Origin of the sequence: Arthrobacter sp. 9V (assembly GCF_902506065.1) — a bacterium.
Classification (GTDB): Bacteria; Actinomycetota; Actinomycetes; order Actinomycetales; family Micrococcaceae; genus Arthrobacter.
Genome location: NZ_LR732912.1, coordinates 764,076 through 790,289, shown reverse-complemented (window position 1 = coordinate 790,289; position 26,214 = coordinate 764,076). Strand labels below are relative to the sequence as shown.

Annotated in this window: 21 protein-coding genes and 2 pseudogenes; 6 read left to right on the top strand and 17 right to left on the bottom strand. The window is 63.3% G+C overall.

The genetic code is table 11. The annotated features are described in order from the left end of the window. A pseudogene (locus BACI9J_RS03750) lies at positions 1 to 1,254 on the bottom strand (DNA-directed RNA polymerase subunit beta'); the annotation flags it as partial. Position 1,255: 1 nt separating this feature from the next. On the opposite strand from BACI9J_RS03750, the pseudogene BACI9J_RS03745 reads away from it, so the two are divergent. Beyond that, positions 1,256 to 2,018: pseudogene (locus tag BACI9J_RS03745) on the top strand (catalase); the annotation flags it as partial. Positions 2,019 to 2,059: 41 nt separating this feature from the next. Here the strand turns inward: BACI9J_RS03745 and BACI9J_RS03740 are convergent. Genes BACI9J_RS03740 through BACI9J_RS03720 form a run of 5 tightly spaced genes read right to left on the bottom strand, consistent with a single transcriptional unit; the run spans position 2,060 to position 8,033 of the window. Then, positions 2,060 to 3,511, bottom strand: coding sequence for an aldehyde dehydrogenase (NADP(+)) (locus tag BACI9J_RS03740; protein ID WP_159733227.1), 1,452 nt, complete (start codon positions 3,509 to 3,511; stop codon positions 2,060 to 2,062). Further along, entirely contained in the window at positions 3,492 to 4,691 is a 1,200-nt protein-coding gene (locus BACI9J_RS03735; RefSeq protein WP_159733226.1) for a mandelate racemase/muconate lactonizing enzyme family protein, read from the bottom strand. Before BACI9J_RS03735 ends, BACI9J_RS03740 begins: the two co-directional genes overlap by 20 nt. Continuing rightward, positions 4,691 to 5,596: a 5-dehydro-4-deoxyglucarate dehydratase gene (locus BACI9J_RS03730; RefSeq protein ID WP_159733225.1), complete on the bottom strand. Its 906-nt coding sequence runs from the start codon at positions 5,594 to 5,596 to the stop codon at positions 4,691 to 4,693. The genes BACI9J_RS03735 and BACI9J_RS03730 overlap by 1 nt, the downstream gene beginning before the upstream one ends. Beyond that, positions 5,593 to 6,591 carry an NAD-dependent epimerase/dehydratase family protein gene (locus BACI9J_RS03725; protein ID WP_159733224.1) on the bottom strand — a complete coding sequence of 333 codons (999 nt, stop codon included), beginning with the start codon at positions 6,589 to 6,591 and terminating at the stop codon, positions 5,593 to 5,595. Before BACI9J_RS03725 ends, BACI9J_RS03730 begins: the two co-directional genes overlap by 4 nt. Before the next feature lie 29 nt (positions 6,592 to 6,620). Further along, positions 6,621 to 8,033 carry a Gfo/Idh/MocA family protein gene (locus BACI9J_RS03720; RefSeq protein WP_159736345.1) on the bottom strand — a complete coding sequence of 471 codons (1,413 nt, stop codon included), beginning with the start codon at positions 8,031 to 8,033 and terminating at the stop codon, positions 6,621 to 6,623. A 190-nt stretch (positions 8,034 to 8,223) separates the two neighbouring features. Between BACI9J_RS03720 and BACI9J_RS03715 the strand changes: the two genes are divergently transcribed. After that, positions 8,224 to 9,255: a LacI family DNA-binding transcriptional regulator gene (locus BACI9J_RS03715; protein WP_159733223.1), complete on the top strand. Its 1,032-nt coding sequence runs from the start codon at positions 8,224 to 8,226 to the stop codon at positions 9,253 to 9,255. A 41-nt stretch (positions 9,256 to 9,296) separates the two neighbouring features. Here the strand turns inward: BACI9J_RS03715 and BACI9J_RS03710 are convergent, their stop codons facing one another. Beyond that, complete coding sequence (locus BACI9J_RS03710; protein ID WP_159733222.1) at positions 9,297 to 9,995, bottom strand: FadR/GntR family transcriptional regulator; 699 nt, start codon at positions 9,993 to 9,995, stop codon at positions 9,297 to 9,299. Between the two features lie 90 nt (positions 9,996 to 10,085). On the opposite strand from BACI9J_RS03710, the gene BACI9J_RS03705 reads away from it, so the two are divergent. Beyond that, entirely contained in the window at positions 10,086 to 11,417 is a 1,332-nt protein-coding gene (locus BACI9J_RS03705) for an alpha-hydroxy acid oxidase (protein WP_159733221.1), read from the top strand. A gap of 81 nt (positions 11,418 to 11,498) precedes the next feature. On the opposite strand, the gene gdhA is transcribed toward BACI9J_RS03705, so the two are convergent. The 3 genes from gdhA to BACI9J_RS03690 form a co-directional block, all read right to left on the bottom strand. Further along, positions 11,499 to 12,836 carry an NADP-specific glutamate dehydrogenase gene (gdhA, locus tag BACI9J_RS03700; RefSeq protein ID WP_159733220.1) on the bottom strand — a complete coding sequence of 446 codons (1,338 nt, stop codon included), beginning with the start codon at positions 12,834 to 12,836 and terminating at the stop codon, positions 11,499 to 11,501. A 207-nt stretch (positions 12,837 to 13,043) separates the two neighbouring features. After that, positions 13,044 to 13,634: an ArsR/SmtB family transcription factor gene (locus tag BACI9J_RS03695; protein WP_159733219.1), complete on the bottom strand. Its 591-nt coding sequence runs from the start codon at positions 13,632 to 13,634 to the stop codon at positions 13,044 to 13,046. A 101-nt stretch (positions 13,635 to 13,735) separates the two neighbouring features. After that, on the bottom strand, positions 13,736 to 14,884 hold the full coding sequence (locus BACI9J_RS03690; protein WP_236558384.1) for an acetoin utilization protein AcuC: 1,149 nt from the start codon (positions 14,882 to 14,884) through the stop codon (positions 13,736 to 13,738). Between BACI9J_RS03690 and BACI9J_RS24260 the strand changes: the two genes are divergently transcribed. Genes BACI9J_RS24260 through BACI9J_RS03680 form a run of 3 tightly spaced genes read left to right on the top strand, consistent with a single transcriptional unit; the run spans position 14,883 to position 17,177 of the window. Beyond that, positions 14,883 to 15,020: a hypothetical protein gene (locus BACI9J_RS24260; protein WP_236558382.1), complete on the top strand. Its 138-nt coding sequence runs from the start codon at positions 14,883 to 14,885 to the stop codon at positions 15,018 to 15,020. The two genes, BACI9J_RS03690 and BACI9J_RS24260, sit on opposite strands and share 2 nt — an antisense overlap. A gap of 44 nt (positions 15,021 to 15,064) precedes the next feature. After that, the gene (locus tag BACI9J_RS03685) at positions 15,065 to 16,498 is read left to right on the top strand and encodes a TrkH family potassium uptake protein (protein WP_159733217.1); all 1,434 of its coding nucleotides are present in this window, start codon (positions 15,065 to 15,067) and stop codon (positions 16,496 to 16,498) included. A gap of 40 nt (positions 16,499 to 16,538) precedes the next feature. After that, positions 16,539 to 17,177 carry a potassium channel family protein gene (locus BACI9J_RS03680; RefSeq protein WP_011775951.1) on the top strand — a complete coding sequence of 213 codons (639 nt, stop codon included), beginning with the start codon at positions 16,539 to 16,541 and terminating at the stop codon, positions 17,175 to 17,177. A 74-nt stretch (positions 17,178 to 17,251) separates the two neighbouring features. Here BACI9J_RS03680 and proC read toward each other — a convergent pair whose 3' ends face one another. The 7 genes from proC to BACI9J_RS03645 form a co-directional block, all read right to left on the bottom strand. Continuing rightward, a complete protein-coding gene (gene proC, locus BACI9J_RS03675; protein ID WP_159733216.1) occupies positions 17,252 to 18,082 on the bottom strand; it encodes a pyrroline-5-carboxylate reductase in 831 nt (276 codons plus the stop codon). Between the two features lie 326 nt (positions 18,083 to 18,408). Next, entirely contained in the window at positions 18,409 to 19,242 is an 834-nt protein-coding gene (locus BACI9J_RS03670; RefSeq protein ID WP_159733215.1) for a sugar phosphate isomerase/epimerase family protein, read from the bottom strand. Between the two features lies 1 nt (position 19,243). Then, on the bottom strand, positions 19,244 to 20,404 hold the full coding sequence (locus BACI9J_RS03665; protein WP_159733214.1) for a Ppx/GppA phosphatase family protein: 1,161 nt from the start codon (positions 20,402 to 20,404) through the stop codon (positions 19,244 to 19,246). A gap of 89 nt (positions 20,405 to 20,493) precedes the next feature. Then, positions 20,494 to 20,928 carry an SseB family protein gene (locus tag BACI9J_RS03660; RefSeq protein WP_159733213.1) on the bottom strand — a complete coding sequence of 145 codons (435 nt, stop codon included), beginning with the start codon at positions 20,926 to 20,928 and terminating at the stop codon, positions 20,494 to 20,496. Between the two features lie 66 nt (positions 20,929 to 20,994). After that, on the bottom strand, positions 20,995 to 23,721 hold the full coding sequence (topA, locus tag BACI9J_RS03655) for a type I DNA topoisomerase (protein WP_159733212.1): 2,727 nt from the start codon (positions 23,719 to 23,721) through the stop codon (positions 20,995 to 20,997). Positions 23,722 to 23,846: 125 nt separating this feature from the next. Further along, complete coding sequence (locus tag BACI9J_RS03650; RefSeq protein ID WP_159733211.1) at positions 23,847 to 24,554, bottom strand: ArsR/SmtB family transcription factor; 708 nt, start codon at positions 24,552 to 24,554, stop codon at positions 23,847 to 23,849. Beyond that, complete coding sequence (locus tag BACI9J_RS03645) at positions 24,551 to 26,200, bottom strand: DUF7059 domain-containing protein (protein WP_159733210.1); 1,650 nt, start codon at positions 26,198 to 26,200, stop codon at positions 24,551 to 24,553. Before BACI9J_RS03645 ends, BACI9J_RS03650 begins: the two co-directional genes overlap by 4 nt. Positions 26,201 to 26,214: the final 14 nt, after the last annotated feature.

Sequence of the window (26,214 nt, the reverse complement as noted above, 5' to 3'; positions counted from 1 at the left end):
ACCGGACGACACCATGCGGTTGATCGTGTTGTCGACGGGGAAGTTGTCCCGCATCTCCTGTGCGATCTCGTTGGTGGCCTCGGTCCAGATCTTGATCAGGTCGGCGCGACGCTCGGAGTCGGTGATCAGACCCTTGTCGAACTCGCCCTGCACCTTGGCGGCCTGGATCTCGTAGCCCGCGATGATCTCCTTCTTGCGAGGAGGCGTCACGACGTCCGACAGGGCGACGGTCACACCGGAGCGGGTGCCCCAGTAGAAGCCGGCGTCCTTGATCCGGTCCAGCGCAGCGGCCGTCTCGGTCTTGGAGTAGCGCTCGGCGAGGTCGTTGACGATCGCGGAGAGCACACCCTTGTCGGTGACCTTCTGGACGAACGGGTAGTTCGCCGGCAGGGTCTCGTTGAAGAGCGCACGGCCCAGGGTCGTCTCGAGCAGCAGCGTGTCGCCCTGCTCGTAGCCCTCGGGGGCTTCACCCTCGGCGAAGTGGACACCCGTCATGCGGATCTTCACCTTCGCGTTGAGGTGCAGCGTGTGCTGGTCGTTCGCCAGGATCGCCTCGGCCACCGACGAGAACGCACGGCCCTCGCCCACGGCGCCCTCGCGGACGGTCGTGAGGTGGTGCAGACCGATGATCATGTCCTGTGCGGGCAGGGTCACCGGGCGGCCGTCGGACGGCTTCAGGATGTTGTTCGAGGCGAGCATCAGGATGCGTGCCTCGGCCTGGGCCTCGACCGACAGCGGCAGGTGCACGGCCATCTGGTCACCGTCGAAGTCCGCGTTGAACGCAGCACAGACGAGCGGGTGGAGCTGGATGGCCTTGCCCTCGACGAGCTGCGGCTCGAACGCCTGGATGCCCAGACGGTGCAGCGTCGGCGCACGGTTCAGCAGGACGGGGCGCTCGCGGATGATCTCCTCGAGCACGTCCCACACCTGCGGACGCGAACGCTCGACCATGCGCTTGGCCGACTTGATGTTCTGCGCGTGCGACAGGTCGATCAGGCGCTTGATGACGAACGGCTTGAAGAGCTCCAGCGCCATCTGCTTGGGCAGACCACACTGGTGCAGCTTCAGCTGCGGGCCGACGATGATGACCGAACGGCCCGAGTAGTCGACACGCTTGCCGAGCAGGTTCTGGCGGAAACGACCCTGCTTGCCCTTGAGCATGTCGCTCAGGGACTTCAGAGGACGGTTACCCGGACCCGTGACGGGGCGGCCACGACGACCGTTGTCGAAGAGGCTGTCAACAGCTTCCTGAAGNCGCCCAGTTCAACCGTGAGCGCATCCCGGAGCGTGTCGTGCACGCCAAGGGCGGCGGCGCCTTCGGCACCTTCACCGTCACGCAGGACGTCTCGCGCTTCACCCGTGCCGCGTTCCTGCAGCCCGGGCAGACCACCGAGATGCTCGCCCGGTTCTCGAGCGTCGCCGGTGAGCAGGGCTCGCCCGACACCTGGCGCGACCCCCGCGGCTTCGCGCTGAAGTTCTACACGTCCGAGGGCAACTACGACCTCGTCGGCAACAACACCCCGGTGTTCTTCATCCGCGACGGCATCAAGTTCCCGGACTTCATCCGTTCGCAGAAGCGTCTGCCCGGCTCGCACCTGCGCGACCACGACATGCAGTGGGACTTCTGGACCCTGTCGCCCGAGTCGGCGCACCAGGTCACGTGGCTGATGGGCGACCGCGGTCTGCCGGCGAGCTGGCGTGAGATGGACGGCTTCGGCTCGCACACCTACCAGTGGATCAACGCCGACGGCGAGCGCTTCTGGGTGAAGTACCACTTCATCACCGAGCAGGGCCACAAGACCCTGACGCAGGAGGACGCCGACCGCATCGCCGGTGAGGACGCGGACTTCCACATCCGTGACCTGCACGCCGCGATCGAGCGTCGGGACTTCCCGCGCTGGACCCTCAAGGTGCAGGTCATGCCGTACGAGGACGCCGCGACCTACCGCTTCAACCCGTTCGACCTGACGAAGGTGTGGCCGCACGCGGACTACCCGCTCATCGAGGTCGGCACGATGGCACCTAGTTGGGTAAGCGGGGGGGGGTAAGCGGGGGTGGGTTAGCCGAGGGTTAGGACCCCGTCCACACGCCGGGGAATTCCCAGCGGGTTGGCGTCGTGCAGGGCCGGGTGCAGGACAGTCTCCGGAGCGTCCTGGTAAGCCACCGGACGCTGGAACCGGCGCACTGCAGTGGCGCCCACGGAGGTGAACAGGGACGTGGTGGCCGGGTAGGGGCCACCGTGCTGCTGTGCCCAGTTCACGGCGACGCCCGTGGGCCAGCCATCGAACAGAACCCGTCCGGCCAAGCCGCTGAGCTGATCCACGAGGGCGGAAACGTCTTCACCGGGCTGGGCGTGCACGGTGCCCGTCAGACTGCCCGGGACCTTCGCCAGGGCCGCGGACAGTTCTTCCTGGTTGGCATACTCAATCAGCAAGGTGGTGGGGCCGAAGCACTCCTCCAGCAGTTCGTCCGGGCGTTCCAGCACGTTGGCAGCGCTGGTGGAGAACACCACGGGCGCGGCGCCGTCGGCCAGGCTGTCCTGCTGCACCGTGCCACTAACGACGGCGACACCCGGCTGATCGGCCACGTTCCGCAGCCCGTCCGGATAGGCCTCGGCGATGCGCTCGGTGAGCATGGCAGCGGTGGGCTTGCCCTTGCTGGCCTCAGCGAGGTGTGACGCGAAGTCCGTGCCGGCCGGGATGAACACGAGCCCCGGCTTGGTGCAGAACTGGCCTGCACCCATGGTGAACGAGCCCGCCAGGCCTGCGGCGAGTTGCTGTCCACGTTCCGCGAGTGCGTCCGCCGTGATCACCACGGGGTTCAGGCTGCCGAGCTCTCCGTAAAACGGGATGGGCTCCGGCCGGGAGGCCGCGAGATCGAACAATGCGCGTCCGCCCGGAATGGATCCGGTGAAGCCCACGGCCTTGATGGCAGGATCCTGAACCAGGGCGGTGCCGGCCTCGCGGCCACTGACCAACGCAAAGATTCCTTCAGGAGCCCCGGCCTTGGCCAGTGCTTCGCTGACGATCTCGGCGGTGCGCTCAGAGAGCCGGATATGTCCCGAGTGCGCTTTGACCACTACCGGGCAACCCACAGCCAAGGCGGACGCGGTATCGCCACCGGCTACGGAGAAAGCGAATGGAAAGTTCGACGCCGAGAACACCGCTACCGGGCCAATCGGACGCAGGATGCGGCGAAGGTCGGGCTTGGGCGGGGTGGCCGTGGGGTCAGCGTGATCAATGACGGCTTCCAGGTACGAGCCCTCGGTGATCACGTTCGCGAACAGGCGCAACTGCCCGCTGGTCCTCGCTACTTCGCCCGTGAGCCGGACAGTGCCCAGGCTCGTCTCCGAATCGGCGATCGCCACCAGTTCGGTGACGTTGGCGTCCAAGGAGTCGGCGACGGCGGTCAGCCAGGCGGCGCGCTCGGCGTCGGATGCTGCTGCAGTCACCTTGGCCGCTTCCGTGGCTGCTGCGGTGATGGCTGTCAGGTCAAGAGTTGCTGTACTCAATGCAGTTTCCTTTGCTGTCGGGGACGGCGATTTCGGGGCCAGCGCTCTCTGGGACGCCACTCTCTGGGACGGCGCTCTCAATTGCGGGCAGTTGTGCAGCCTTTCCGGCGAATTCGAAGCCAAGCCCGGGACGGTCTGTGCTGCTGAGACGGCTTTTGCCGGTGCTGTTGCTGATCTTCACCGGCGAGGGCCCGGCCAGGATGCCGAGCTGCTCGAAGGACGCATCTTCCACGTCCTCCACGCTCACGGCGTCGGCAAGGGTGAGTGCCAGCTGCCCGGAGAGTTCCGGGAGCAGGTGTGGCGCCACCCTGATGCTGTTGGCGCGGGCCAACTCAACGATCCTCCGGAAGGGGGTGATGCCGCCCACGCGGACAATGTTGGGCTGGATGATGTCCACGGCCTCGGCTTCGATGAAGTCGCGGAACCGGTAGATGGTGTGGACGTTCTCACCCAGGGCGATGGGCACGGGCGAGTGCTTGCGCAGCCGCCGGTAGGCCCAGAGGTCGTCGGCACGGAGTGGTTCTTCGAGCCATTCCAACCCGTATTCCCCCAAAACTTCCAGGGCACGGAACGTATGGGCGAGGTCCCAACGCTGGTTGGCATCGATCATGAGCAAGCGGTCCGGGCCAATGACTTGCCGGACAGCGGCAACCCGTTCGGCGTCTTCCCGGAGCTCGGCTTTGCCCACCTTGATCTTCACGGCGTTATGCCCCGCGGCAACCCATCGCCGGGCCTGCTCCACCAGCTGCTCCAGGCTGTAATGCAGGTTCACACCGGAGCCATAGACCTCCACGGAATCGTGTCGCCGGCCAAGAAGTCCTGTCACGGACGTGCCCGCCTGCCATGCCTTCAAGTCCCACAGGGCCAGGTCCACTCCGGCCATGGCAATGGTGGTGAGGCCTCCCCCGCCTGCCTCGTGCAGCCGCTTCCAGAGCTGATCCCACACGATCTCCGGGTTGGCTTCCAAACCCGCAATGAACGGCGCGATGTCATGTTCCAGGAGAGCCTTCACTGCCTGTGGACCAATGGTGGGTGTCCACGAGAAACCGTGGCCCGTGCCGCCGTCGTCGGTGGTTAGTTCGGTGACAATGACGTGGTTCTCTGGCGCCTCAGCACCCCAGCTGCGCAGCAGCGGGACCGTGATCAGCCGGGTGGTGAGGCCCGTGATGCGGGCCGGCATCAGCTGCCGGCCAGCTCGTGGCCCTTGGCCAGGATGGACTTGAGCTCCAGCAGTTGTTCCTCGGAAGGGTCCACCAGGGGCGGACGAACCGGGCCCACCGGCAAGCCGGCCAGGCGAAGCCCGGCCTTGATGAGGGAGACACCGAAGCCCGGGGTCTGGTCGCGGAGACGGACCAGCGGAGCGTAGAAGCCCTCAAGGAGCGCGTTGCGGCGGTCTTCATCGCCGGAGACGTACGCGTCGTAGTAGGCCTTGGCGATTTCCGGTGCCATGGCAAACGCAGCGGAGGAATAGAGGGGTATGCCAAGGCCGCGGTACGCGCCCTGGGTCAGCTCTGCGGTCAGCAGGCCATTGAAGAGTGCGAAGTCGGTGCGCCCGCTGGCGTTGATCGCGGAGACGATTTCCTGGGCCAGGCCCACATCGCCGATTCCGTCCTTGAAGCCCACCACCTTCGGGTTGGCGGTAAGACGGGTGATGGCATCGGCAGTGAACTTGGCCGTGCCGCGGTGGTACACGATCACCGGCAGGCTGCTTGCCGCGGCGATAGCTTCCACGTAGGCCACCACACCGTCGGTGGGCCCGGTGACCAGGTACGGCGGGAGCACCAGCAACGCATCCGCACCGGCTTCCTCAGCCACCTTCCCAGCCGCGATTGCGTGGCCCAAAGGTCCGCCGGCACCTGAGACCACAGGAACGGCTCCCGCAACGGCCTCGACGGCGGCAGTCACCACAGTGCGGATCTCATCGATGGAGAGCGCATGGAATTCGCCGGTGCCGCACGCGGGGAACACGCCGCCCGGACCGAACGGCAGCCGGGAAGTGATGTGCTCCTTCAGCAACGCAACATCCACGGTGCCGTCTTCAGCGAAGGGGGTGACGGGAAAGAATAGTACGCCGTCAAAGTTCATGGTGTCTCCTTGGTTGCTCCCGCCGGGACCAGGCCGGCGTGGATCTCGTCATTGAGTGCTGCTTGTTCGCTTGATGCTGTGTCTTCGCCCTCGAACGGCGGCGTAAGTTCAGTACGCCAAGTGCGCTTCGGTTCCCAACCCAGCAGCTCACGGGCTTTGTCGATGGAGAACGCCGGGCTGGTGCCGGTCAGGTGTGCGGTGAGGGGCGCGCTGCCGGGCAGGAACCGCGGGAACAACTCAGCCAGGGGTGCAGTAGCCAAAGCATCCTTCGCACCTACAAAGAACACCTCGCCGTTGGGGATGGAATGCATCTTCTCCAACAACACGTCAAGGAAGCCGGCCACATCCCGCGCATCCACATAGTTGAAGAGGGCCGGCGCGGACAGTGCCGGATCCTGCAGCCGATCCCGGACCGTATGTCCCTGCTGCGTCAACGCCCCCTCCCACTCCTCCGGGGAAATCACATAGCACGGACGGAACGCCGCGTACCTGATCCTGGTGCCCTGCGCTGCAGCGAACATCTGCACGGTCTGCTCGGCGATCAGCTTGGACAGCGCGTACGCGTTCCACGGCTTGGGCGGCGTCTGCTCGTTCAGAGGGAACGACGGCGGCAACCAACCCGCCGGTGAACCATAGCCAAGGGCGGTGGGACTGGACGCCGTCACGATCTTCGGAACACCGGCGTCGGTGGCCGCACTGACCACCGCATAGGCGAGGCGGGTGTTCGTGCTGAATATGACATCCTCGGGTGCGCTGAAAGGCACCGCAATAGCAGCGAGGTGGATCACGGCGTCGGGCGCTGTTTCGCGGATCAGCCGCTCCGCTTCCCCCGGCGCCAGAAGATCGGCGGTGTGCTGTTCCGCCCCCGCCGGCAGCTGCCCTGCCGGAATGGCGTCGCGGTCAACCGAAATCACCGTGTGCCCCGCCTCGGCGAGACCGGCCACTACGCTGCGGCCGAGCCGGCCGGAACCGCCGGTGACAAAAATCCTGCTCATGGTCTTTTCCTTGCTCGGGTAGTGGACGGTCACGCCTGGCCGCGGCTGAGATCGGCGCCGAGGCCAAGCTCACTGATGCGGACGGGAAGGTCAGTATCCAGGGACTTGTTTCCAGCGATGCCCACAGACACCGAGCGGAGGCCGTCAATATAGCCGGACGGACGGCCCAGCGGATCAACACCCGGGCCGTTGAAAAGATCCGAAAGAAGCAGGTTGTCACCGCCGCCATGGCCCCCTTCCCCATTGATGATGGGAACTTCATAGGCCGCTTCCCAGTGGCGCTGAACCACCAGGCGCTCGCCGTTCCGGCGCACGGCGTCCTCTTCCTCAATGGGAGTGGCGCTCGGATCCACCACGGTTTTCTTGTCCGTGCTGGTCTCGACGGCGGCACGTTCCACCACCTCGAGCTCGGCCCGGCCTTCAGTGCCGTTGACGGTGACGCGGTAGCCTTCCCACGGGCTGTGGGCGTTCAGGGAGTAGCTCAGGGTGGAACCACCCTGATAGTCCACTACCAGCGCGAGGTTGTCCTCAATGGTGATGCCTTCGGTAAAGACGTCCTGGTCCCGGATGTAGCCATCGAACTTCTCGTTATCCAGGTACAGGGCTTTCAGGCGCTCGTCTTCACGCATGTCCAAGCGGAACGGATCGTGCTCAAGGCCGTCTACGGTTCCGCGTTCCGGACGCGCGCCCAGGCCACGCTCGGCGGCGTTCTTGTCGCCGTAGAAGCGCAGGCCGCCGGACGCGAAAACACGCTCCGGAACATCATTGATCCACCAGTTGACCAGGTCGAAGTGGTGGGAAGCCTTGTGGATGAGCAGGCCGCCGGAGTTCTTCTTTTCGCGGTGCCAGCGGCGGAAGTAGTCAGCGCCGTGCACAGTATCGAGCACCCAGCTGAAGTCCACGGACGTGACCTTGCCGATCACGCCATTCTGGATGATTTCCTTGAGTGCACTGTTGCGCGGTGAGTAGCGGTAGTTGAACGTCACCACCACGTTTTTGCCGGTCTTCGCCACGGCCTCGGTGATGCGGCGGCAACCCTCCACATCAATGGTCAGCGGCTTTTCAACCACGACGTCGGCACCCGCCTCGAGCGCTTCAACGATGTAGTCCGCGTGGGTGTAGTCGGGCGTCGTGACGATGACTCGCTCAATGCCGTTGGCCTGGATGAAGTTGGTGAGTTCCCCCGGCGCGAAGGAAGCTACCGGTTCTGTTCCGCCGAGCTCCTTGATTAGGTCCTGGTAGAAGTCCACCCGGCCCTGATTGACGTCGGAGAGCGCAACAAGTTCAGCAACGTCTGCGTGCTGCCCATAGATGGCCCGGATGTACATCTCCGAGCGACCCCCGGTTCCAATGAGGGCAATCCGGGTCCGGTGTGGGCGTTCAGTCCGGACCGTGGGTGTGGCGGATTCGGTCCGGGTCTCGGCTGAGTCGACGTTGACCATGTTGGCCATGAGAGATGCCCCTTTCAGAAAGGCAGGAGTGAACCGCTTGACGGCCCGGCTTCGTATGGGAAGAATCATGAGAAAGCGTTTTCTCAGAGCGTTATAAGCTTTGTATCAAGACTCTGGTGGTCACGTCAACCACTGCTCCAACGACGGAGCATTCGGGGGGCGGGCAATGGGAAGGGGCCACATGGCACGCAGGAACACCAACAGGCGCGTCGGCATAGCCGATGTTGCAGAGAAGGCGGGCGTTTCACACGCCACGGTCTCCCGCGTCATGAACGGTAATGCCGCCGTGGATCCCGGCATCGCTGCACGGGTTCGAGCCGCCGCTGTCGAATTGAAGTACCAGCCCAATCCCGTGGGGCGCAGCCTTGCACTCGGCAAGACAGACACAATCGGGATAGTGGTTCCGGACCTGGCCAACCCCACTTTTCAGGCCATCCTCCGCGGCCTCAGCATCGCCGCGGCCCAAGATGGCTACCGCGTCCTCATTGCTGATTCCTCGGAAGTTACCAGCGAGGAAGCCATCCTCGCCGGCGAGGCCAGGCGCCGTTGTGATGGCGTGGTGCTCTGCGCTCCACGCATGAGCGATGCCGAGCTGGAAGAGCTGGCACCCACCCTGCACCCGCTGGTTTTGATCAACCGGACCACCATCGCCACCAACACTCCGAGCCTGAGCGTGGACTACGGGCAGGGCATCCAGGAGCTCGCCCGGCATCTGGTCACCCTTGGCCACCGCCGCCTGGTGTTCCTCTCCGGCCCCGAGCACAGTGCGTCCAACCGCCAACGCCTTGTTGGCCTGGACCAGTTCCGGACGGAACACCCGGAAATCGAGTTGCAGATGCTTTACGGCGGCTCCAACTTCGACTCCGGCCACGAATCCACTGAAGCCATCATTTCCAGTGGTGCCACCGGAGTCCTGGCCTTCAATGACCTCGTGGCCATGGGCTTGCTCAGCGGTCTGCACGAGCGTGGGATCCGCGTCCCGGAGGACATCTCCGTGACGGGCTTCGACGACATCCCGTTCGCCAAATACACCACTCCCCCGCTGACCACGGCAGCGGTGCCCATCAACGAGCTTGGAAGCCTGGCCTGGCGGAGGATGCGGGAACAGATTCAGCAGGCCGGCGAAGCTGCCACCCAGGCGCAGGATGAGTTCTCCCCCAGGGTGGAGATCCGCAAGAGCACCGGGGCGCCGGCCCTCAAGCACGCGAGTTGACACTTAATGCCAATGTTCCGCGTGAACATTGGCATTAAGTGTCACTTCGGCGAGGGATTCGAGCCCACTCCGGCTTCTTTGTAGAAGCCCTGAATGTGCGCGGCAACAAGCTCAGCTGCCTTGGCGCCGTCGTGACTGTTCACGGCGGCGAGGATGGCGCGGTGCTCAGCCCGAAGCCTGGTGGATGTCGCGTTCCAGTCGGGGAGATTTCCCGTGAGCTCACCCGCGTAATTCTCGATCGCACCCCGGAGTGAAGCCATCATGGCGCTCACCACCGAGTTCCCCGCCGCATGGGCCAGGGCCACATGGAAACGCGCATCCAGGGCCAGGAAGGCGTCGATGTCCGGGGCGGTATCCATCTGATCCAGAAGGTCCGCGGCTTCCTCCAACGCCGGAACTCCCACGTGAGCACGTTCCGCCGCCCAGGATTCCAGCAGTACGCGCGTCTCCACGATGTCCGCCACGGGCAGGTGTCGCGTTGCCACGTGCAGTCGAAGGGTGGAACCGAGGGCGGAGCCCGGCTCGGCGATCACCACGGTTCCGGCATCCTTCCCCGAGCCCACCCCGGCGCGGACCACACCCATGGCCTCAAGTATCCGTACCGCCTCCCGCACCGAGGTCCGGGAAACCTTCAGCTGCTCGGCCATGGCACGCTCTCCCGGCAAGCGCCCGCCCAGGGCGAGGTCTCCATCGGACAGCTGCTTCTCGATCCATTGGAGGACCAACTCGTGGGTACGCATATCGGAATACTAGTTGATGTGGTCCAACCACATGGATTACAGTGTGGTTAGACCACAGAGGCTGGACCACAGAATTCAAGGGAGAACCGCATGACCGACACCCTCGACCCCAAGATCACAGCTGCGCCCGCCAATGCCGGGAGCGATCAAGACGTGAGCCGCCCGCCACAGCCGACACCCGCCGTCGTGCAGCCACCGGCACTGAAGCGACGCGTCCCAAAGGTCTCGGACCTCGCGCCGCTGATGCAGTTCAAGAAGCCCGAATTCAGCAAGACCGCGCGACTCAGGCGCGCCAGCACCATCTGGGAACTGCGGGACATGGCCAAGCGTCGCACCCCGCAGGCACCGTTTGACTACACGGACGGTGCAGCAGAGGAAGAGATCACGCTCCGCCGCGCACGCCGGGCGTTCCAGGACATCGAGTTCCGCCCGGGCATCCTGCGCGACGTGTCCAAGATCGATCTCCGCACAGACATTCTGGGCAAGGAATCCCGCCTTCCATTCGGCATTGCGCCCACGGGTTTCACCCGCATGATGCAGTCGGAGGGCGAATACGCAGGCTCGCAGGCCGCTGAAGCTGCCGGAATCCCCTACACCCTGTCCACCATGGGCACAGCTTCCATCGAGGACGTTGCCACCGCCGCCCCGAACGGTCGCAACTGGTTCCAGTTGTACCTGTGGACGGACCGCGACCGCTCGCTCGAACTGATCGAACGCGCCGCCAAAGCCGGCAACGACACCCTCATGGTCACCGTGGACACAGCCGTAGCCGGCGCCCGCCTGCGGGATGTCCGTAACGGCATGACCATCCCGCCGGCACTGACCATCAAAACCGTTCTGGACGCCTCGTACCGCCCGGCCTGGTGGTTCAACTTCCTCACGCACGAACCCCTGACGTTCGCCTCGCTCTCGCGTTACACCGGCACCGTGGCAGACCTCATCAACTCCATGTTCGACCCCACCCTGACCTACGAGGACCTGGACTGGCTCCGCGAAACGTGGAAGGGCAAGCTGGTGGTCAAGGGCATCCAAACCGTGGAAGACGCCCGGCGCGTTGTTGACCACGGCGCGGACGGCATCATCCTGTCCAACCACGGCGGCCGCCAACTGGACCGCGCACCCATCCCGTTCCACCTGCTGCCGGAAGTCACCACGGCACTGAAAGCGGACAACAGTGACGCTGAGGTCATCCTGGACACAGGCATCATGAGCGGCGCGGACATCGTGGCGGCACTGGCTCTGGGAGCCGATTTCGCCCTAATCGGCCGCGCCTACCTCTATGGACTCATGGCCGGTGGACGCGAGGGCGTGGACCGCACCATCCAAATCCTGGAGAAAGACATGACCCGCACCATGGCACTGCTGGGCGTGAGCAAGGTGTCGGACCTGAACCCGGACCACGTGCGGCTGCTGCAGCGCTAACCGCACCCAAGTAGGGGACAGCACCTGTCGCAATGGACGTTCATTGCGACAGGTGCTGTCCCCTAGTTGGGTGAAGGGGTGTTAGATCAGGCCCTGGGCCAGCATGGCGTCGGCAACCTTGACGAACCCCCCAATGTTGGCGCCCACCACGTAGTTTCCGGGAGCACCGTATTCGTCGGCAGTCTGGGCGCAGCGGTCATGAATGCCCACCATGATCTCGGTGAGGCGCTGTTCCGTGTGCTCGAAGGACCACGAGTCACGGCTGGCGTTCTGCTGCATTTCCAGCGCAGAGGTAGCAACACCCCCGGCATTGGCCGCCTTGCCCGGCCCAAAGAGGATTCCGGCCTTTTGGAAGACTGAAACAGCTGAGCGGGTGGAGGGCATATTGGCACCCTCGGCCACGGCAATGAGGCCATTGCTGACCAGTTTGGCGGCGGCATCGCCGTCGAGCTCGTTCTGCGTGGCGCAGGGCAAAGCCACAGTGCCGTTCACATCCCAGACTGAACCCCCGGCCACGTGGCTGGCTCCGGAACGACGCGCGGCGTACTCAGTGAGGCGCCCGCGCTCCACTTCCTTGATCCGGCTCAGAAGCGCGACGTCGATCCCCGCCTCGTCCACGATGTAACCGGCGGAGTCCGAACAGGCAACAACCGTGGCACCGAGCGCTTGGGCCTTGGCGATCGCATGGATGGCCACATTGCCGGAGCCGGAGACCACCACGCGCTGCCCGTCGAAGGACTGTCCACGGGTTTTGAGCATCTCCTGCGCGAAGATCACTGTGCCGTAACCGGTGGCCTCCGGACGAACCAAGGAACCGCCCCACGAGATGCCTTTGCCCGTGAGGACCCCGGATTCATAGCGGTTGGTGATGCGCTTGTACTGGCCGAAGAGGTAGCCGATCTCGCGTCCGCCCACACCAATATCGCCGGCAGGGACGTCGGTGTACTCGCCGATGTGGCGGTACAGCTCGGTCATGAAGGACTGGCAGAAGCGCATGATTTCGGCGTCTGAACGTCCGCGGGGATCGAAGTCCGAGCCACCCTTGCCGCCACCGATTGGCATGCCGGTGAGCGCATTCTTGAAGATCTGCTCGAAACCAAGGAACTTCACGATTCCCAAATACACCGAGGGGTGGAAACGGAGCCCGCCCTTGTACGGGCCCAGGGCGGAGTTGAACTCCACCCGGAAGCCCCGGTTTACGTGGACGCGGCCGGCGTCGTCGGTCCACGGGACGCGGAAGATGATCTGGCGCTCCGGCTCGCAAAGGCGTTCCAGAACGGCACCTTCGAGGAACTCAGGGTGACGATCATGGACAGGACCAAGGCTTTCGAAGACCTCGGTTACGGCCTGGTGGAATTCCTTCTCCCCCGGGTTCCGCGCCAACACAGTGTCGCGGACAGCTTCGAGCCTTGAATCCATGCGTCTTCCTATCCTCAGTGCGCCGGCCAGCGGCGAGACGATCAGTCCCGCTCATGGTTGCACCGAGGGAGGTGGGATCTCCATCCGAAGCCAATGTGACCACCATCGCTGAGTTAACACAACTGTAGAAAATCGTTGAAAACTCAAGGAAGCTGCAGGTTAACAACAACTCACAATGTGAGGAGGATCACGTTAACTCGGGTTCAACTATCGCTTACGGCCGAATTTCGGGAGGTTGGGCAAGTTCGGGAGATTAGCCAGAAGGTCAGCTGCCTTAGTGGCAGCACGGCCAACGGTGCGGCCAATCTGCTGGGGAACAGTATCGTCCGAGGCCGGGTCCAGGGAGACCGGGGTCCCGCTCGCGTGGACCCTCACCGCCTGCCCTACGGCATCCGCCCGGTTGGCCGGAACTTCCGCAGCGGGAGCAACAGTGGTGGTGGGTTCAGCTGTGGCAGGCTCTACCGTAGCGGGCTTTACCACTGCGGGCTCTGCCGCGGCTGGCGTTTCGGAAGGCGCGACGACGGCGGGAGCCGGGGTGCCGACGTCGAACGTTTCCAGCCAGCTGGCGACGCCGGCGAGCGGCTTGGGATTCAGCGCATAGAAGCGCTTCTGGCCCTGAGCGCGCATGCTGACGAGATCCGCCTCACGGAGCACTTTCAAGTGCTTGGAGATAGTGGGCTGGCTCGCAGCCAGTTCCTCCACCAATTCGCCTACAGCTTTATCCCCAGAGCGGAGGGAGACCAGGATATCGCGCCTGGTTGCCTCAGCTATGACGGCAAATACGTCGTCAGTCACCATGCCTCCCACCCTAGCGACATATACGCCAATTGGCATCCCTGTTTCGTGGCGCTACAAGCGCGCAGCCGCATCGGGGAACGCTCAGCCGAACCACGGAACGCTTAGTCGAACCACGGGTCCAGGCCATAGAGGGGGAAGATCTCTTTGCGTGTGGCAATAACGGTGCGGTCAACCTCGTCCGCGGGATCGTAGCCCACCTCCCAGGACCGCCACCAGACGTCCACGTCATCGCCCATGGACTCCGGGGCCCACACGCCGTAGGTTTCCTTCACATATGCCCGCCACGCTTCAGGAACCGGCGTGCGGAGCGGAACCGGGCGCTGGGTCACCATACCTATCAAATGGCTCCAGGCCCGCGGCACAACGCCAGTCACGTCGTACCCGCCCCCGCCGGTAGCGATCCAACGGTTCTCGCAGTAACGGGCTGCAAGGCCGGCGACGGCGGACGCTGCCTCACGCTGTCCGTCCACGCTGAGGTTCAGGTGCGTCAGGGGGTCATCCCGGTGGGAGTCGCATCCGTGCTGGCTAACAATGACTTCGGGTTGGAACGCCCCCACGAGCTGCGGGACCACTGCGTGGAAAGCCCGCAACCAGGCCGCATCCCCTGTGTAAGCAGGGAGCGCAACGTTGACCACCGTTCCAAGCGCACTGGGACCGCCGGTTTCATTGGCAAAACCGGTCCCGGGAAAGAGGGTGAGGCCGGTCTCGTGCAGGCTGATGGTCATGACGCGGGGGTCGTTCCAGAAAATGCTCTGCGTGCCATCGCCGTGATGGGCGTCGACGTCGATGCTCACCACACGTTTCACGCCGCCGTCGAGAAGCCGTTGGATGGCCAAGGCGACGTCGTTATAAACACAAAAACCGCTGGCACGCTCACGCGCTGCGTGGTGCATTCCGCCGCTGAAGTTCACAGCGCGGACTGCCTGGCCGCTCAGGATGGTCTCCGCAGCCAGCAGCGAACCGCCGGCCAGACGGGCACTGGCCTCGTGCATGCCGGCGAACGCAGGATCATCCTCGGTACCCAGCCCGCGGTCCGCCTCCGGTGCGGAAGGGTCAGCACTGACCCGGCGTACGGCCTGAACATATTCACGGCTGTGTACGGAAAAAAGTTCGACGTCGGTGGCTACCGTCGGCGCTTGGACCGCCACATGGTTGTGGTTGAAAAGGCCCAGGGATTCGGCAAGCCGCGCTGTCAGCTCAAGCCGCTGCGGCGCCATGGGATGTCCCGGGCCAAAGTTGTAAGCAGTCATGGCTGGATCCCACACCACCGTCGTTGGCAGTGCGGACCGCGTAATGCTGGAAGCTGTTGTTCCAAGCCGTGAGTTCATCCAGAACAGGCTACCTGAGCCCGGAGTACCCGTCCGCCCGGTTACGTCGCGGGAATAGTGGTTTACTACTCAGGAAAGCTTGTTCAACCGAGGAAGAGCGCCATGTCTCAAAGCCAGTCGCGGTCCACCAGCCCGACCAACTGGCAACCCAACCAGCAGGAGCGGGAAGGTCTATGGATCTTCACGCGCGTGCGTGACTTCGTCGACAACATCGCCAACACTTCACCCGCGCGTTTGGCGTTGACCGTCTTTGCCGTGGTGATCCTGGTTTTCACAGGGTTGCTATCCCTGCCCGCCGCTTCCACGGCCGGCACGGCCACTCCCCTGCACCAGTCCATGTTCACAGCGGTCTCCGCCGTCTGCGTCACGGGACTGACAGTAGTTTCCACCGCCACGCACTGGACCTTCTTTGGTCAGCTGGTCATCCTGATCGGCATCTTCGTTGGCGGCCTCGGCACGCTGACACTGGCTTCCCTGCTGGCACTCATGGTCAGCAAAAGGCTGGGCGTTCGCGGCAAACTCATCGCCCAGGAAGCCATGAACAACGCGGGCAGGCTTGGTGAAGTTGGTACCTTGCTCCGGATCGTGATCGTAACCTCAGTGGTCATCGAAGGGGCCTTGGCCATTGTGCTGATTCCCCGTTTCATGGTGCTCGGTGAGAGCTTCTGGCAGTCCGTGTGGCATGGCGTTTTCTATTCGATCTCCGCGTTCAACAACGCCGGATTCACCCCGCACTCGGATGGCATCGTCCCCTACGAGACCGATCTTTGGATCCTTATTCCGCTGATGCTGGGCGTCTTCCTCGGCAGCCTTGGATTCCCCGTGGTGATGGTGCTGCAGCAGAACGGGCTCAACTGGAAAAAGTGGAACCTGCACACCAAGCTCACCATTCAGGTCTCCTTCATCCTGCTCGCTGCGGGCACGGTCCTGTGGGCGTCCATGGAGTGGGACAACGTGCGGACAATCGCCCACATGAACCTTGGCGACAAGATCACCCATTCCCTGTTTGCTTCCGTCATGACCCGATCAGGCGGCTTCAACCTGGTGGACCAGAACCATATGGAATCCACCACCATGCTCCTCACCGATGCCCTGATGTTTGCCGGTGGCGGCTCTGCCTCCACCGCCGGCGGCATCAAAGTGACCACCATCGCCGTCATGTTCCTGGCCATCATGGCCGAGGCCCGCGGCGACGCCGATGTGAAGGTTTACGGACGCACCATTCCCCAAGGGACCATGCGGGTGGCCATCTCCGTGATCGTAGCCGGAGCCACCTTGGTGTCGGTGGCGGCATTCCTGTTGCTCTCCATCAGCGGCGCCTCACTGGACAGGGTGCTTTTCGAATCCATTTCTGCCTTCGCCACCGTTGGACTCAGCACCAACCTCAGTGCCGAGCTGCCGCCGTCGGGCGTTTACGTCCTGACAGCCCTGATGTTCGCCGGCCGCGTGGGCACCGTAACCCTGGCGGCCGGGTTGGCCTTGCGCCAACGCAGTCAGCTGTACCACTACCCGGAAGAGAGGCCAATCATTGGCTAGTAGCACAGGGGCCGCAAACCGCCCCGCCCACAACTCACCAGTGCTGGTCATTGGACTTGGCCGGTTTGGATCCGCCACCGCTGAGCAGCTGGTCAAGCAAGGCCGCGAGGTCCTGGCCATTGAGCGCGACCGCACCCTCGTCCAGAAGTGGGCACCTGTGCTCACCCACGTGGTGGAAGCCGATGCCACCAATATTGATGCGCTGCGCCAGCTGGGCGCCCAGGAATTCAGCTCAGCGGTGGTGGGTGTTGGTACCTCCATCGAGTCCTCCGTGCTCATTACCGTGAACCTGGTGGACTTGGGCATCCAACACCTCTGGGTCAAGGCAATCACCCCGTCCCACGGCAAGATCCTCACCCGGATCGGCGCCAACCACGTGATCTACCCGGAAGCCGACGCCGGGGTGCGGGCAGCCCACCTGGTGTCCGGACGAATGCTGGACTTCATTGAGTTCGACGACGACTACGCGATCGTCAAAATGTACCCGCCCAAGGAAACGGTGGGCTTCACGCTGGAGGAATCCAAGGTCCGCTCGAAGTATGGCGTGACGATCGTTGGCGTGAAGACGCCCGGCGAGGACTTCACCTACGCGCGGCCGGAAACCAAGGTGTCCGGCCACGACATGTTGATCGTGTCCGGACACGTGGACTTGCTGGAGCGCTTCGCAGCGCGGCCGTAGTCCAACTGGAGTTTTTGTACAGCCAACGCCCTTTAGATGCCCCCTTAAGGGCATTAGCTGTACAAAAACCCGGGTCAGCCGAGCTGCTTGGTGATTTCTGCTGCCCGGGCTGCCGCCGCGCGCGCGCCGTCGGCAATGATCTTGGGGATGCCGCCGTCGTCGAAGGCCATGATGGCCCGCTCCGTGGTGCCGTTGGGGCTTGTGACGGCGATGCGCAGGGCTGAGGGGTCCGCGCCTGGTTCGGCCAGCATGAAGCCGGCGCCTGCAACAGTTTCACGGGCAAGCATCACGGACAATTCCTGGTCCAGACCAAGCTCGACGCCGGCAGCCGCCATGGCCTCGGCAAGGTAGAACGCGTAGGCCGGACCGGAACCGCTGATGGCGGAGAGCGCATCAACCTGCTCTTCAGGAATCTCCACCACCGTGCCTGCCCCCGCCAACGCCTTCTTGGCCGTTTCGAGCTGCTCGGGCGTGCAATGGGTACCCGGGGAGACTGAAATGACGCCGCGGCCCAACCGCGCAGGGGTGTTGGGCATGGTGCGGATCACCGGCTGCCCGTCCGGCAGCGCCGCTTCGAGTTGGGCGATGGAGACTGCCGCCGCGACGCTGACAACAATGGTTTCCTTCGACAGCGCAGGGCTGATCTCGCGGGCCAAATCCAGGATGCCTACCGGCTTGACGCCCAGTATGACCATTCCCGAGCCTTTGGTGGCCAGCTTGTTGTTGTCCGGCTCTTCCTCGCCTGCAATGGCCATGACGCCGTGGCGCTGGGCCAGTTCGTCGGCGCGTTCTGCACGGCGGACGGTAGCGACAATGTCCGACGGGTCTGTCCCGGCCGCTACAAGTCCTCCCAGAATTGCCTCGTTCATGGATCCACAGCCAAGGAATGCGATTCGGTTGCTCATGGCTCCATCATTGCAGTTGGCCATGGACGGGGTCTAACAGGTTTCGGATTCCCAGCTTGCTCCCAAGGTTATTGCAGGCAGCACTCATTCTTGGTCCGTAGCTTGGTAGTTACCTCATTGAGGGTGCGAGTGATGAAGGCGGGCATGGGGATGTCCGCCAGCAGCACCGGTGGCCGGGCGGGTTTTCCCCCATTTCCCGATTCGGCCGCCGGTGCTTTCGCTTTTTAAGCCTTCCGATTGGCTTGGCCCGCCCGAATCCCGCACTTGTTGGCCCGACTCGCCCTTGCAGGGCGGGTCAGACGAACAAGCGCGGGAAAGAGTGGGCGCTAGTTATCTACAGAGCGCAGCGATGGGACGCTGAGGTGCTTTCGGGCAAAACGCAGGGTTTCAGCCAGCATTTCCTCACGCTCGCCTGCAACCTTGGCCTTGCGCGTTGAAATCTCAGCCACTACGACGCCGTCAAAACCAGTGGCGGCCAGGTGCTGCAGGGCGTCGGCGCACTGTTGCGTACCAGTGCCAGGCACCAAGTGCTCGTCCTTGCCGGAGCCCGAACCGTCGGTGAGGTGCACGTGACGGAGCTTGCTTCCGAGCGCCTTGATGGCTTCCAGACTGTTGGCCCCGGCTGTGGCGGCGTGCGAGAAGTCCCACGTGACGTCGTCGTAATCCTGGCCCAGCGGGTCCCAGTGCGGCAGGTACGCCACAGCCTCGCGCCCACGGACCCGCCACGGGTACATGTTCTCCACGGCGATCCGCACCCGGTAACGCGCCGCGATTTCGCGGACGCCTTCCACAAAGTTCTCCGCGTAATTGGACTGCCAGCGGAACGGCGGGTGAACCACCACGGTGTCGCATCCGACGTCCGCGGCCATTTGGCAGGACTTCTCAATCTTGTTCCACGCCGTGCCCCACACCTGCTGCGTCAACAACAAGGTGGGCGCGTGGATGGAGACAATCTCCTGGTGGTAGCGGTGGCTCAGCTGGATCAGGGCATCAGGGTTCTGGCTCACCGCGTTGTTGGTGACCATCACCTCAACGCCCTCATACCCCAGGTCCTGCGCCACAGCGAAGGCGTCATGGACGCTCAGGGGGTATACGGACGCGCTGGACAGCGCCACGGGAATCTGGCGGTCATTCACTTCAGGTTCGACGTCGTTGCTCATCTCAGGAGGCCATCCCGCCTGCCACAGGGGCCGGGATGGGTAAGGGGGACGGTGTGTTGACAGGGACCGGGAATTCTTTAAACCCGGGGCGGGCATCTTCGTCTTTTTCGGAAGCCGCGGCTTTTTCAGGAGCCGTGCCTTCTTCTTGAGCCTTGGCGGCTTCCTTGGCCGCCTTCTTCTTGGACTTGTCCTTCTTTCGCTTTCCGACGTGGGGTGCCGGATCCAGGGCTTCCTCGAAGACCAGCTGGTCCAGCCGGCGCAGGATCAGGCCTTCGCGGAGGGCCCAGGGACAAATCTCCATCTTGGGGAATTCGAAGAGTTCCAGTGCCGCTTCAGCAACCAGGGCCCCTGCCAGCAATTGGCGGGCGCGGGCGTCGGAGACGCCGGGAAGGTACAACCGGTCTTCCACGGTCATGGCCGAAATCCGCTGTGCCCACAGACCCAGGTCTGCTGCGTGGAGCTCGCGCTTCACGTACGGTCCTGCTGCGCTGGGGGCCGCACCGGCGATCCGGGCCAAGGACCGGAAGGTCTTGGACGTGCCGGCCACCAGGTTGGCCCGGCCCAAGTCGTGGAAGTCCCGGACCACGGGTTTCAGCGTGGACCGGATGTAGCGGCGCAGTTCCTTCACGCTCTTGGCGCTGGGCGGATCGTCGTGAAGCCAGTCCCGTGTCAACCGGCTTGCGCCCAAGGGAACCGAGGTGGCGTACTCAGGAAGTTCATCCGTTCCGTACGCCATTTCAAACGAGCCGCCCCCTATGTCCAGGTCAAGAATGGGCCCCGCGCCCCATCCGTACCAACGGCGTACAGCGAAGAACGTCATGGAGGCTTCTTCACTGCCCGTGAGTTCTTGGAGGGTCACAGTGGTCTCATGCTTGACCCGGGCCAAAACGTCCGCACCGTTGGTTGCCTCACGAATAGCCGAGGTACAGAACGCCAGCAAGTCCTCGGCCTTATGGCTGGCCGCGAACTCCCAGGCTTCCAGGACGAATTCGATCAGCTCGTGCTGGCCGGCATCGTTGATGTTTCCATCGCCGTCCAAGTACTGCACCAACGAAAGGGGGCGCTTATGGGAAGCAAAAGCTACCGGACGCGCGCCGGGGTGAGCGTCCACCAGCAGTAGGTGGACGGTGTTGGACCCGATGTCGAGAACGCCAAGACGCATTCTGCCATTATTCACCGATTCGAAGCCTGCGAAGCAACTTGGCCACGACGTTTCGCTGACGGAATGGTTGTCAACAGCTGGGGCAAGCCCTATTCGGCGGACTCCCCGGCCTGGTCGGCGCGTTTGAAGTCGCGGCGGATGTTCGCAATGCCCTCAGGGTCGATTTCGAATCCGAATTCACTTCCGGGGTTGATGACCATGCCCAGTTCGTCGCCGATGTTTCCCAGGATCGCTGACCCCATGGTGCCCAGGACGTGCGGGGCTGCTTCGAGGAAGCGCTCATCGACGCGGCTCGGGTGGCTGAAGACGGCCAGCACGGGCTGTCCATCAGCGTTGGAGAGCACCAAAGGCTCCACTGAGGAGTCCGGGCCGTCCACGGCTTCCGAGCTGACGAGGTAGACCTCGTTGTTCAGGAAAGCGAGGATGACGTCCACCGGGTTCGCGTCCGGCTGTTCGGCCGAGGCGAGCTTGGCCTCGAGGTCGTTCAAGGGTTCGTTGTCCGGTGAAACGGTCTGTTCAGTCATGGTTCTACTCGACCACGATGCCGGCCGGGACGCAATTCGCGAGTGCTGCCCCGGCCGTCATACCACCTACTTTTTGGCTGTGGCCTTCTTCTTGGCCGGTGCCTTGCGTGTGGCGGTCCGTTTGACCGGCCCCTTCGCACGCTTCTCCGCCAAGAGCTCCACAGCTTGTTCGCGGGTCAACTCCTCCAGGGAGGTTGACCGCGGGACGGTGATGTTGGTGATGCCATCGGTGATGTAAGGACCGAAGCGGCCTTCCTTCACCACAATGTTCTTCTCGGAAACCGGGTCAGGACCGAACTCAGCCAGCGGCGGCACGGCCGCGCGGGCGCCACGTTGCTTGGGCTGCGAGTAGATCTCCAGAGCCTGCTCCAGGGTGATCGTAAAGATTTCCTCTTCAGAACCGATGGAGCGGGAGTCCGTCCCCTTTTTCAGGTATGGACCGAATCGGCCGTTCTGCACCGTGATGGGGTTGCCGTCCGCGTCCTCGCCGAGTACCCGCGGCAAACTCATGAGCGCAAGGGCTTCATCCAAGGTGACCGAATCCACGGTCATGGACTTGAACAGTGAACCCGTACGCGGCTTGGCCTTCACCGGCTTCTTAGGCGGCTTGGGCTTGCCGTTCTTGTAATACTCCACCGGCTGGTTGGCCAGTTGTTCCTCGGTCATCTCGGGGATGATCTCGGTGACGTAGGCACCATAGCGGCCATTCTTGGCAACTATTGTGTGACCGGTGTGTGGGTCGGTTCCCAGAACGCGTTCCTCGGGGGCCGCGGTCTCCATGAGCTCTTTGGCCTTGTCCGCCGTCAGTTCATCCGGAGCAAGTTCCTCCGGCACGTTCGCACGTGCGGATTCGACAACCTCACCGGTCTTCGCATCAAGGGTAGGAATGGAGCTTTCCAAGTAGGGGCCAAACTTGCCCACTCGCAAGGTGATGCCTTCGGCGATCGGCACGGAATTGATCTCCCGCGCATCGATTTCGCCAAGGTTGTTGACGATGCTCAGAAGGCCGGGATCTGCGTCTTCACCGTAGTAGAAGTGCTTGAGCCAGGCAGCGCCCACGGCTTGGCCGTTGGCGATCTTGTCCAGATCGCCTTCCATGTCTGCCGTGAACTCGTAGTCCACGTAGTCCGTGAAGTGCTGTTCCAACAAGCGGATCACGGAGAACGCGATCCAGCTGGGAACCAAAGCGGAGCCCTGCTTACGGACGTAGCCGCGGTCCTGGATGGTGGAAATGGTGGAGGCGTAGGTGGACGGGCGGCCGATGCCCCTCTTTTCCAGCTCAGCGGTCAGCGAAGCTTCCGTATAACGCGGCGGCGGCGATGTCTCATGCCCTACAGCCACAATGTCCGAGGCCGTGAGGGAATCATCCTTGGCAACGTTCGGCAGGCGACGGGCTTCATCCGATTCGTCGTCCCCGCGGCTCTCGTCCTTGCCCTCTTCATAGGCTGCAAGGAAACCGGGGAAGGTGATGACGGTACCGGAGGCCGAGAATTCGGCGTCGCGTCCGTCAGCGGCCACTGCACCGAGGCGGATGGTGGCAGTAGAACCCTTGGCATCAGCCATCTGGGAGGCAACGGTGCGCTTCCAGATCAGCTCGTACAGCCGGAACTCATCACCGCTCAACTGCTTGGCAACCTGCGCCGGTGTGCGGAAGGAGTCTCCGGCCGGACGGATGGCCTCGTGAGCTTCCTGGGCGTTGGCAGCCTTGTTGGCATAAACGCGGGGGCTCTGGGGCACGTACTCGGGGCCGTAAAGTTCGGAAGCCTGACGGCGGGCTGCCGTAAGTGCTTCATCGCTCAAGGCAGACGAGTCTGTACGCATATAAGTGATGTAGCCGTTTTCATACAGGCGCTGGGCAACCTGCATGGTGCTCTTGGAGGAGAAACGGAGCTTACGGCCGGCCTCCTGCTGCAGCGTGGACGTGGTGAACGGCGCGGCAGGGCGGCGGGTGTACGGCTTGGTATCTACGGAGCGAACGCGGAAATCAGCGTTTTCCAGGCCGGCAGCCAAGGACGTGGCAAGTTCCTCGTTCAGGTGCACCACGTTGGAGGACGTCAGCTGCCCGTTGTCATTGAAGTCCCGGCCGCTGGCTACCTTTGAGCCGTCCACGGCGGCAAGCTTTGCTTTGAACGAACCGGAGTCTGAACCGAACTGGCCGGTGAGGTCCCAGTAGGACGCCGCCCGGAACGCCATGCGTTCGCGTTCGCGGTCCACCACCATGCGGGTCACCACGGACTGGACACGGCCGGCGGAGAGCCCGCGGGCCACTTTGCGCCACAACACCGGGGAGATCTCGTACCCGTAAAGGCGGTCAAGAATACGGCGTGTCTCCTGGGCATCCACCAAAGCGGTGTCCACGTCCCGGAGGTTATCCATGGCGCGGTGGATGGCTTCCTTGGTGATTTCACCGAAAGTCATGCGGTAAACGGGAACCTTGGGTTTCAGGACCTCCAAGAGGTGCCATGCGATGGCTTCGCCTTCGCGGTCCCCATCGGTTGCGAGGTAGAGCGCGTCAGCGTCTTTCAGCTGGGCCTTGAGCTCGGCAACCTTTTTCTTCTTGTCCGGGGAAACAACGTAGTACGGCTTGAAGTCGTTTTCCACGTCAACTGCGAACTTGCCCAGCGAGGTCTTCTTCAGTTCGGCAGGGAGGTCCGAGGGCTGCGGGAGATCCCGGATGTGGCCGATCGAAGCCTCGACGATGAAGCCCTCGCCAAGATACTTGGCGATGGTCTTGCTCTTGGCCGGAGACTCCACGATCACGAGTTTCTTGCCGGTTTTTGCCTTGCTGGGCACGATGCTCCTACAGAAAAAATGTGTAATTGGGCTGGTGCCCATATTGGCCTAGTTCACCATAGTTTGCAGAATCCTGCGTTTTGGTGCGGAAACCAGGACGGACAATCGACGCCCCGGCCGGGCTGTTACTGACCGGGCGCTACGCGGTCATCCGGGATCATTGACCACAAGGTTGCCACACGTTCGGCACCTTCGGGTATCTGAGTGGGATCATCAAGTTCGTACTCCCGCAGAACCGCGCGGATTCTGTCCAAAAGTTCCCGGCGCTGCGGGTTGGTCAGATACAACAAGTTGCTGGAGAGGACAACCGCTGCAGGCTCTTCGGCGGTTTCCCCGCGCTGCCGACGTTCGCCTCGGGCCTTCGCGAAAGCAGAAGCCCTGCGTCGGAAAGCATCAAGCTCAAGATCCACCACGGCTATCTCAGGACTGGCGACGCTGCCTCCCGAAATGGTGAAGTCTGTTCCGGCTGCCTTCCAGCGGCGTTCCCGGGCATCGCCGGCGTTTTCAGCGGGCGCCACGATTCCCCACTTTTGAAGCGCGCGCAGGTGGTAGCTCATTGCGCTGGGCGTCAGACCTGTCCTGGCAGCGAGCTCGGTGGCTGTGTGGCTGACCTGCGTGGCGTAGAGCTCAGAGATGACCTCGAGCCGGGCCGCATGTGCCAAAGCACGGATCGCTTTGGGATCGGTGATCTCAACCGTCTTCTCGGCACGTTTCCGCCGGGGAACGGCTCCAGACGCTTGGGATGTTTCGTTGTTCGCAGTCACTTCATCAGTGTAGTCAGGGTCACTTCCCGGGGGTCCGGCAGTTGATGAGCGCGCCGTGTCCCGGATCATGAACTGACCTGCGCCGGGTCCGGAAGAAGGAAACCGTCCAGGACCAGGTTGGTGACATCCCGGAAGAGCCCTTTACGGAAAGCCTCCTCATCGAAGTCCTCACCCCCGCCCAGAAGCGACACCAGGGCCGAGACGATCTGCCGTACCGACAATTGGCCATCGCAGGCTGAGACGAAACCAGCGAGTTCCGTGCTGAGCAGATTGGTCCGGCGAAGGCCCGCACCTTGCCTGAGGAGAATCACTCCGGGATGAGCGGCTCCCGGACGCTGGTGCCGTTCCTCCGTGACGTCATCGGCAACCACCAAGTGCGCCATCTCAATCGAGTGGGCCGCCACCCAGTCTGCCCGCTCTACAGCAGCACCCACATGCGGTCCGATAGGTTGTTCGATCGGATAAGTAATTTCCTCGAACCGGTTGATGACAGTTCCTTGCGGAGCCACCGAACGGCGCAGCCAAATCATGCCGAAGCCAATACCTTCAACATTTCTGGAAGCGAAATCATCCAAATAGGCGGCGTACGCTGCCTGATATTGCCCGTCCTCGCGGTTCTGCGAAGCGTCCTGAAGCCAGGTCTCCGCGTACTGCTCCGGGCCAACCTGCTCCCGCTGTATGAACCAGACATCCAAGCCTGATTCGCGGAGCCATGCCCGGGGCCGGTCCTTCCAGTCCGAACCAGAGGTTATCTCCCAATTGCCCAGCATTTGAGCTGTTCCGCCGGGCTCCAGGACCTCCGCCAGGGACTGTACAAGCGAAGAAACAATGTCATCGCCGGGAAGGCCGCCGTCGCGGTACGTGAACTGGTCCGACGACGATTCTCCGCCCGTTCGCGGAGTGATCACGAAGGGCGGGTTGGAGACCACCAAGCCGAATTGCTCGCCTGCCACGGGTTCGAGGAGCGACCCCAGCCGCAAGCTCACCCTGTCCTCGAGGTTCCTGGGGTCCACTCCCAGTTCCGCGGCGTTCAAGAGAAGGTTGAAGCGGGTGAAGGCAAGCGCCCTCTCTGAAATGTCCGTTGCTGTCACGTGCTCACAATGATGGAGCAAGTGGAACGTTTGGATACCGCAGCCTGTGCCAACATCAAGGGCTCGTTTGCTGTGCTTCCTGAACGTGGTTTGTACCAAGGTTGTGGAGGCCTGCCCGATTCCCAGGACATGGTCATGCCTCAATACACCCGGCTGCTGGTGGGCGGCGAGGTCGCTGGCCACCCAGAGCTCCGCGCCACCAGTGCCGTCCGTGTTGGGGTCCCAGCCGTAAGGGCGCAGGTCCACTTTGGCCTTGACCATGCCGGAATCCACGGTAACCAGCCCCAACTCTACGAGCCCTTCCGAACGGGTACCGGGAATTGCGGAATCGATGTCCGCCACGGCCTGCGGGACGGCGAGCAGCCAAAGGCGAACAAGCGCCGCCAAAGGCCGGAGGGTGCGGTCCCCTGATTTCATGACCCGTTCACTGGCCAGGAGTGCGGGGATGAGTTGGTCCCTGCCCAGTGCCTCCGAGGCGGATGCGCCCAAAAGCTCAGCAACGCCGTCCACCGTGTAGGAGAGAGCACGAAGATCTGCGGCGAGAGCCGATAGCAGTTGGGGGAGGTCACTGCGGGGAGCGTCGTCGGTGTTGCCGGAAGTAAAGGAGGAAGCTGTGTCAGTCACCTTGCAAGTGTAGG

Excerpts from the sequence above, each read along its gene's own strand:
- BACI9J_RS03690 (WP_236558384.1), bottom strand. The coding sequence starts at position 14,884 with ATGACTGCTTACAACTTTGGCCCGGGACATCCCATGGCGCCGCAGCGG.
- BACI9J_RS03705 (WP_159733221.1), top strand. The coding sequence starts at position 10,086 with ATGACCGACACCCTCGACCCCAAGATCACAGCTGCGCCCGCCAATGCC.
- BACI9J_RS24260 (WP_236558382.1), top strand. The coding sequence starts at position 14,883 with ATGGCTGGATCCCACACCACCGTCGTTGGCAGTGCGGACCGCGTAATG.
- BACI9J_RS03725 (WP_159733224.1), bottom strand. The coding sequence starts at position 6,591 with ATGAGCAGGATTTTTGTCACCGGCGGTTCCGGCCGGCTCGGCCGCAGC.
- BACI9J_RS03665 (WP_159733214.1), bottom strand. The coding sequence starts at position 20,404 with ATGCGTCTTGGCGTTCTCGACATCGGGTCCAACACCGTCCACCTACTG.
- proC (WP_159733216.1), bottom strand. The coding sequence starts at position 18,082 with ATGAGCAACCGAATCGCATTCCTTGGCTGTGGATCCATGAACGAGGCA.
- BACI9J_RS03670 (WP_159733215.1), bottom strand. The coding sequence starts at position 19,242 with ATGAGCAACGACGTCGAACCTGAAGTGAATGACCGCCAGATTCCCGTG.
- gdhA (WP_159733220.1), bottom strand. The coding sequence starts at position 12,836 with ATGGATTCAAGGCTCGAAGCTGTCCGCGACACTGTGTTGGCGCGGAAC.
- BACI9J_RS03660 (WP_159733213.1), bottom strand. The coding sequence starts at position 20,928 with ATGACTGAACAGACCGTTTCACCGGACAACGAACCCTTGAACGACCTC.
- BACI9J_RS03695 (WP_159733219.1), bottom strand. The coding sequence starts at position 13,634 with ATGGTGACTGACGACGTATTTGCCGTCATAGCTGAGGCAACCAGGCGC.
- BACI9J_RS03710 (WP_159733222.1), bottom strand. The coding sequence starts at position 9,995 with ATGCGTACCCACGAGTTGGTCCTCCAATGGATCGAGAAGCAGCTGTCC.
- BACI9J_RS03720 (WP_159736345.1), bottom strand. The coding sequence starts at position 8,033 with ATGGTCAACGTCGACTCAGCCGAGACCCGGACCGAATCCGCCACACCC.
- BACI9J_RS03685 (WP_159733217.1), top strand. The coding sequence starts at position 15,065 with ATGTCTCAAAGCCAGTCGCGGTCCACCAGCCCGACCAACTGGCAACCC.
- BACI9J_RS03735 (WP_159733226.1), bottom strand. The coding sequence starts at position 4,691 with ATGCCGGCCCGCATCACGGGCCTCACCACCCGGCTGATCACGGTCCCG.
- BACI9J_RS03730 (WP_159733225.1), bottom strand. The coding sequence starts at position 5,596 with ATGAACTTTGACGGCGTACTATTCTTTCCCGTCACCCCCTTCGCTGAA.
- BACI9J_RS03715 (WP_159733223.1), top strand. The coding sequence starts at position 8,224 with ATGGCACGCAGGAACACCAACAGGCGCGTCGGCATAGCCGATGTTGCA.
- BACI9J_RS03650 (WP_159733211.1), bottom strand. The coding sequence starts at position 24,554 with ATGATCCGGGACACGGCGCGCTCATCAACTGCCGGACCCCCGGGAAGT.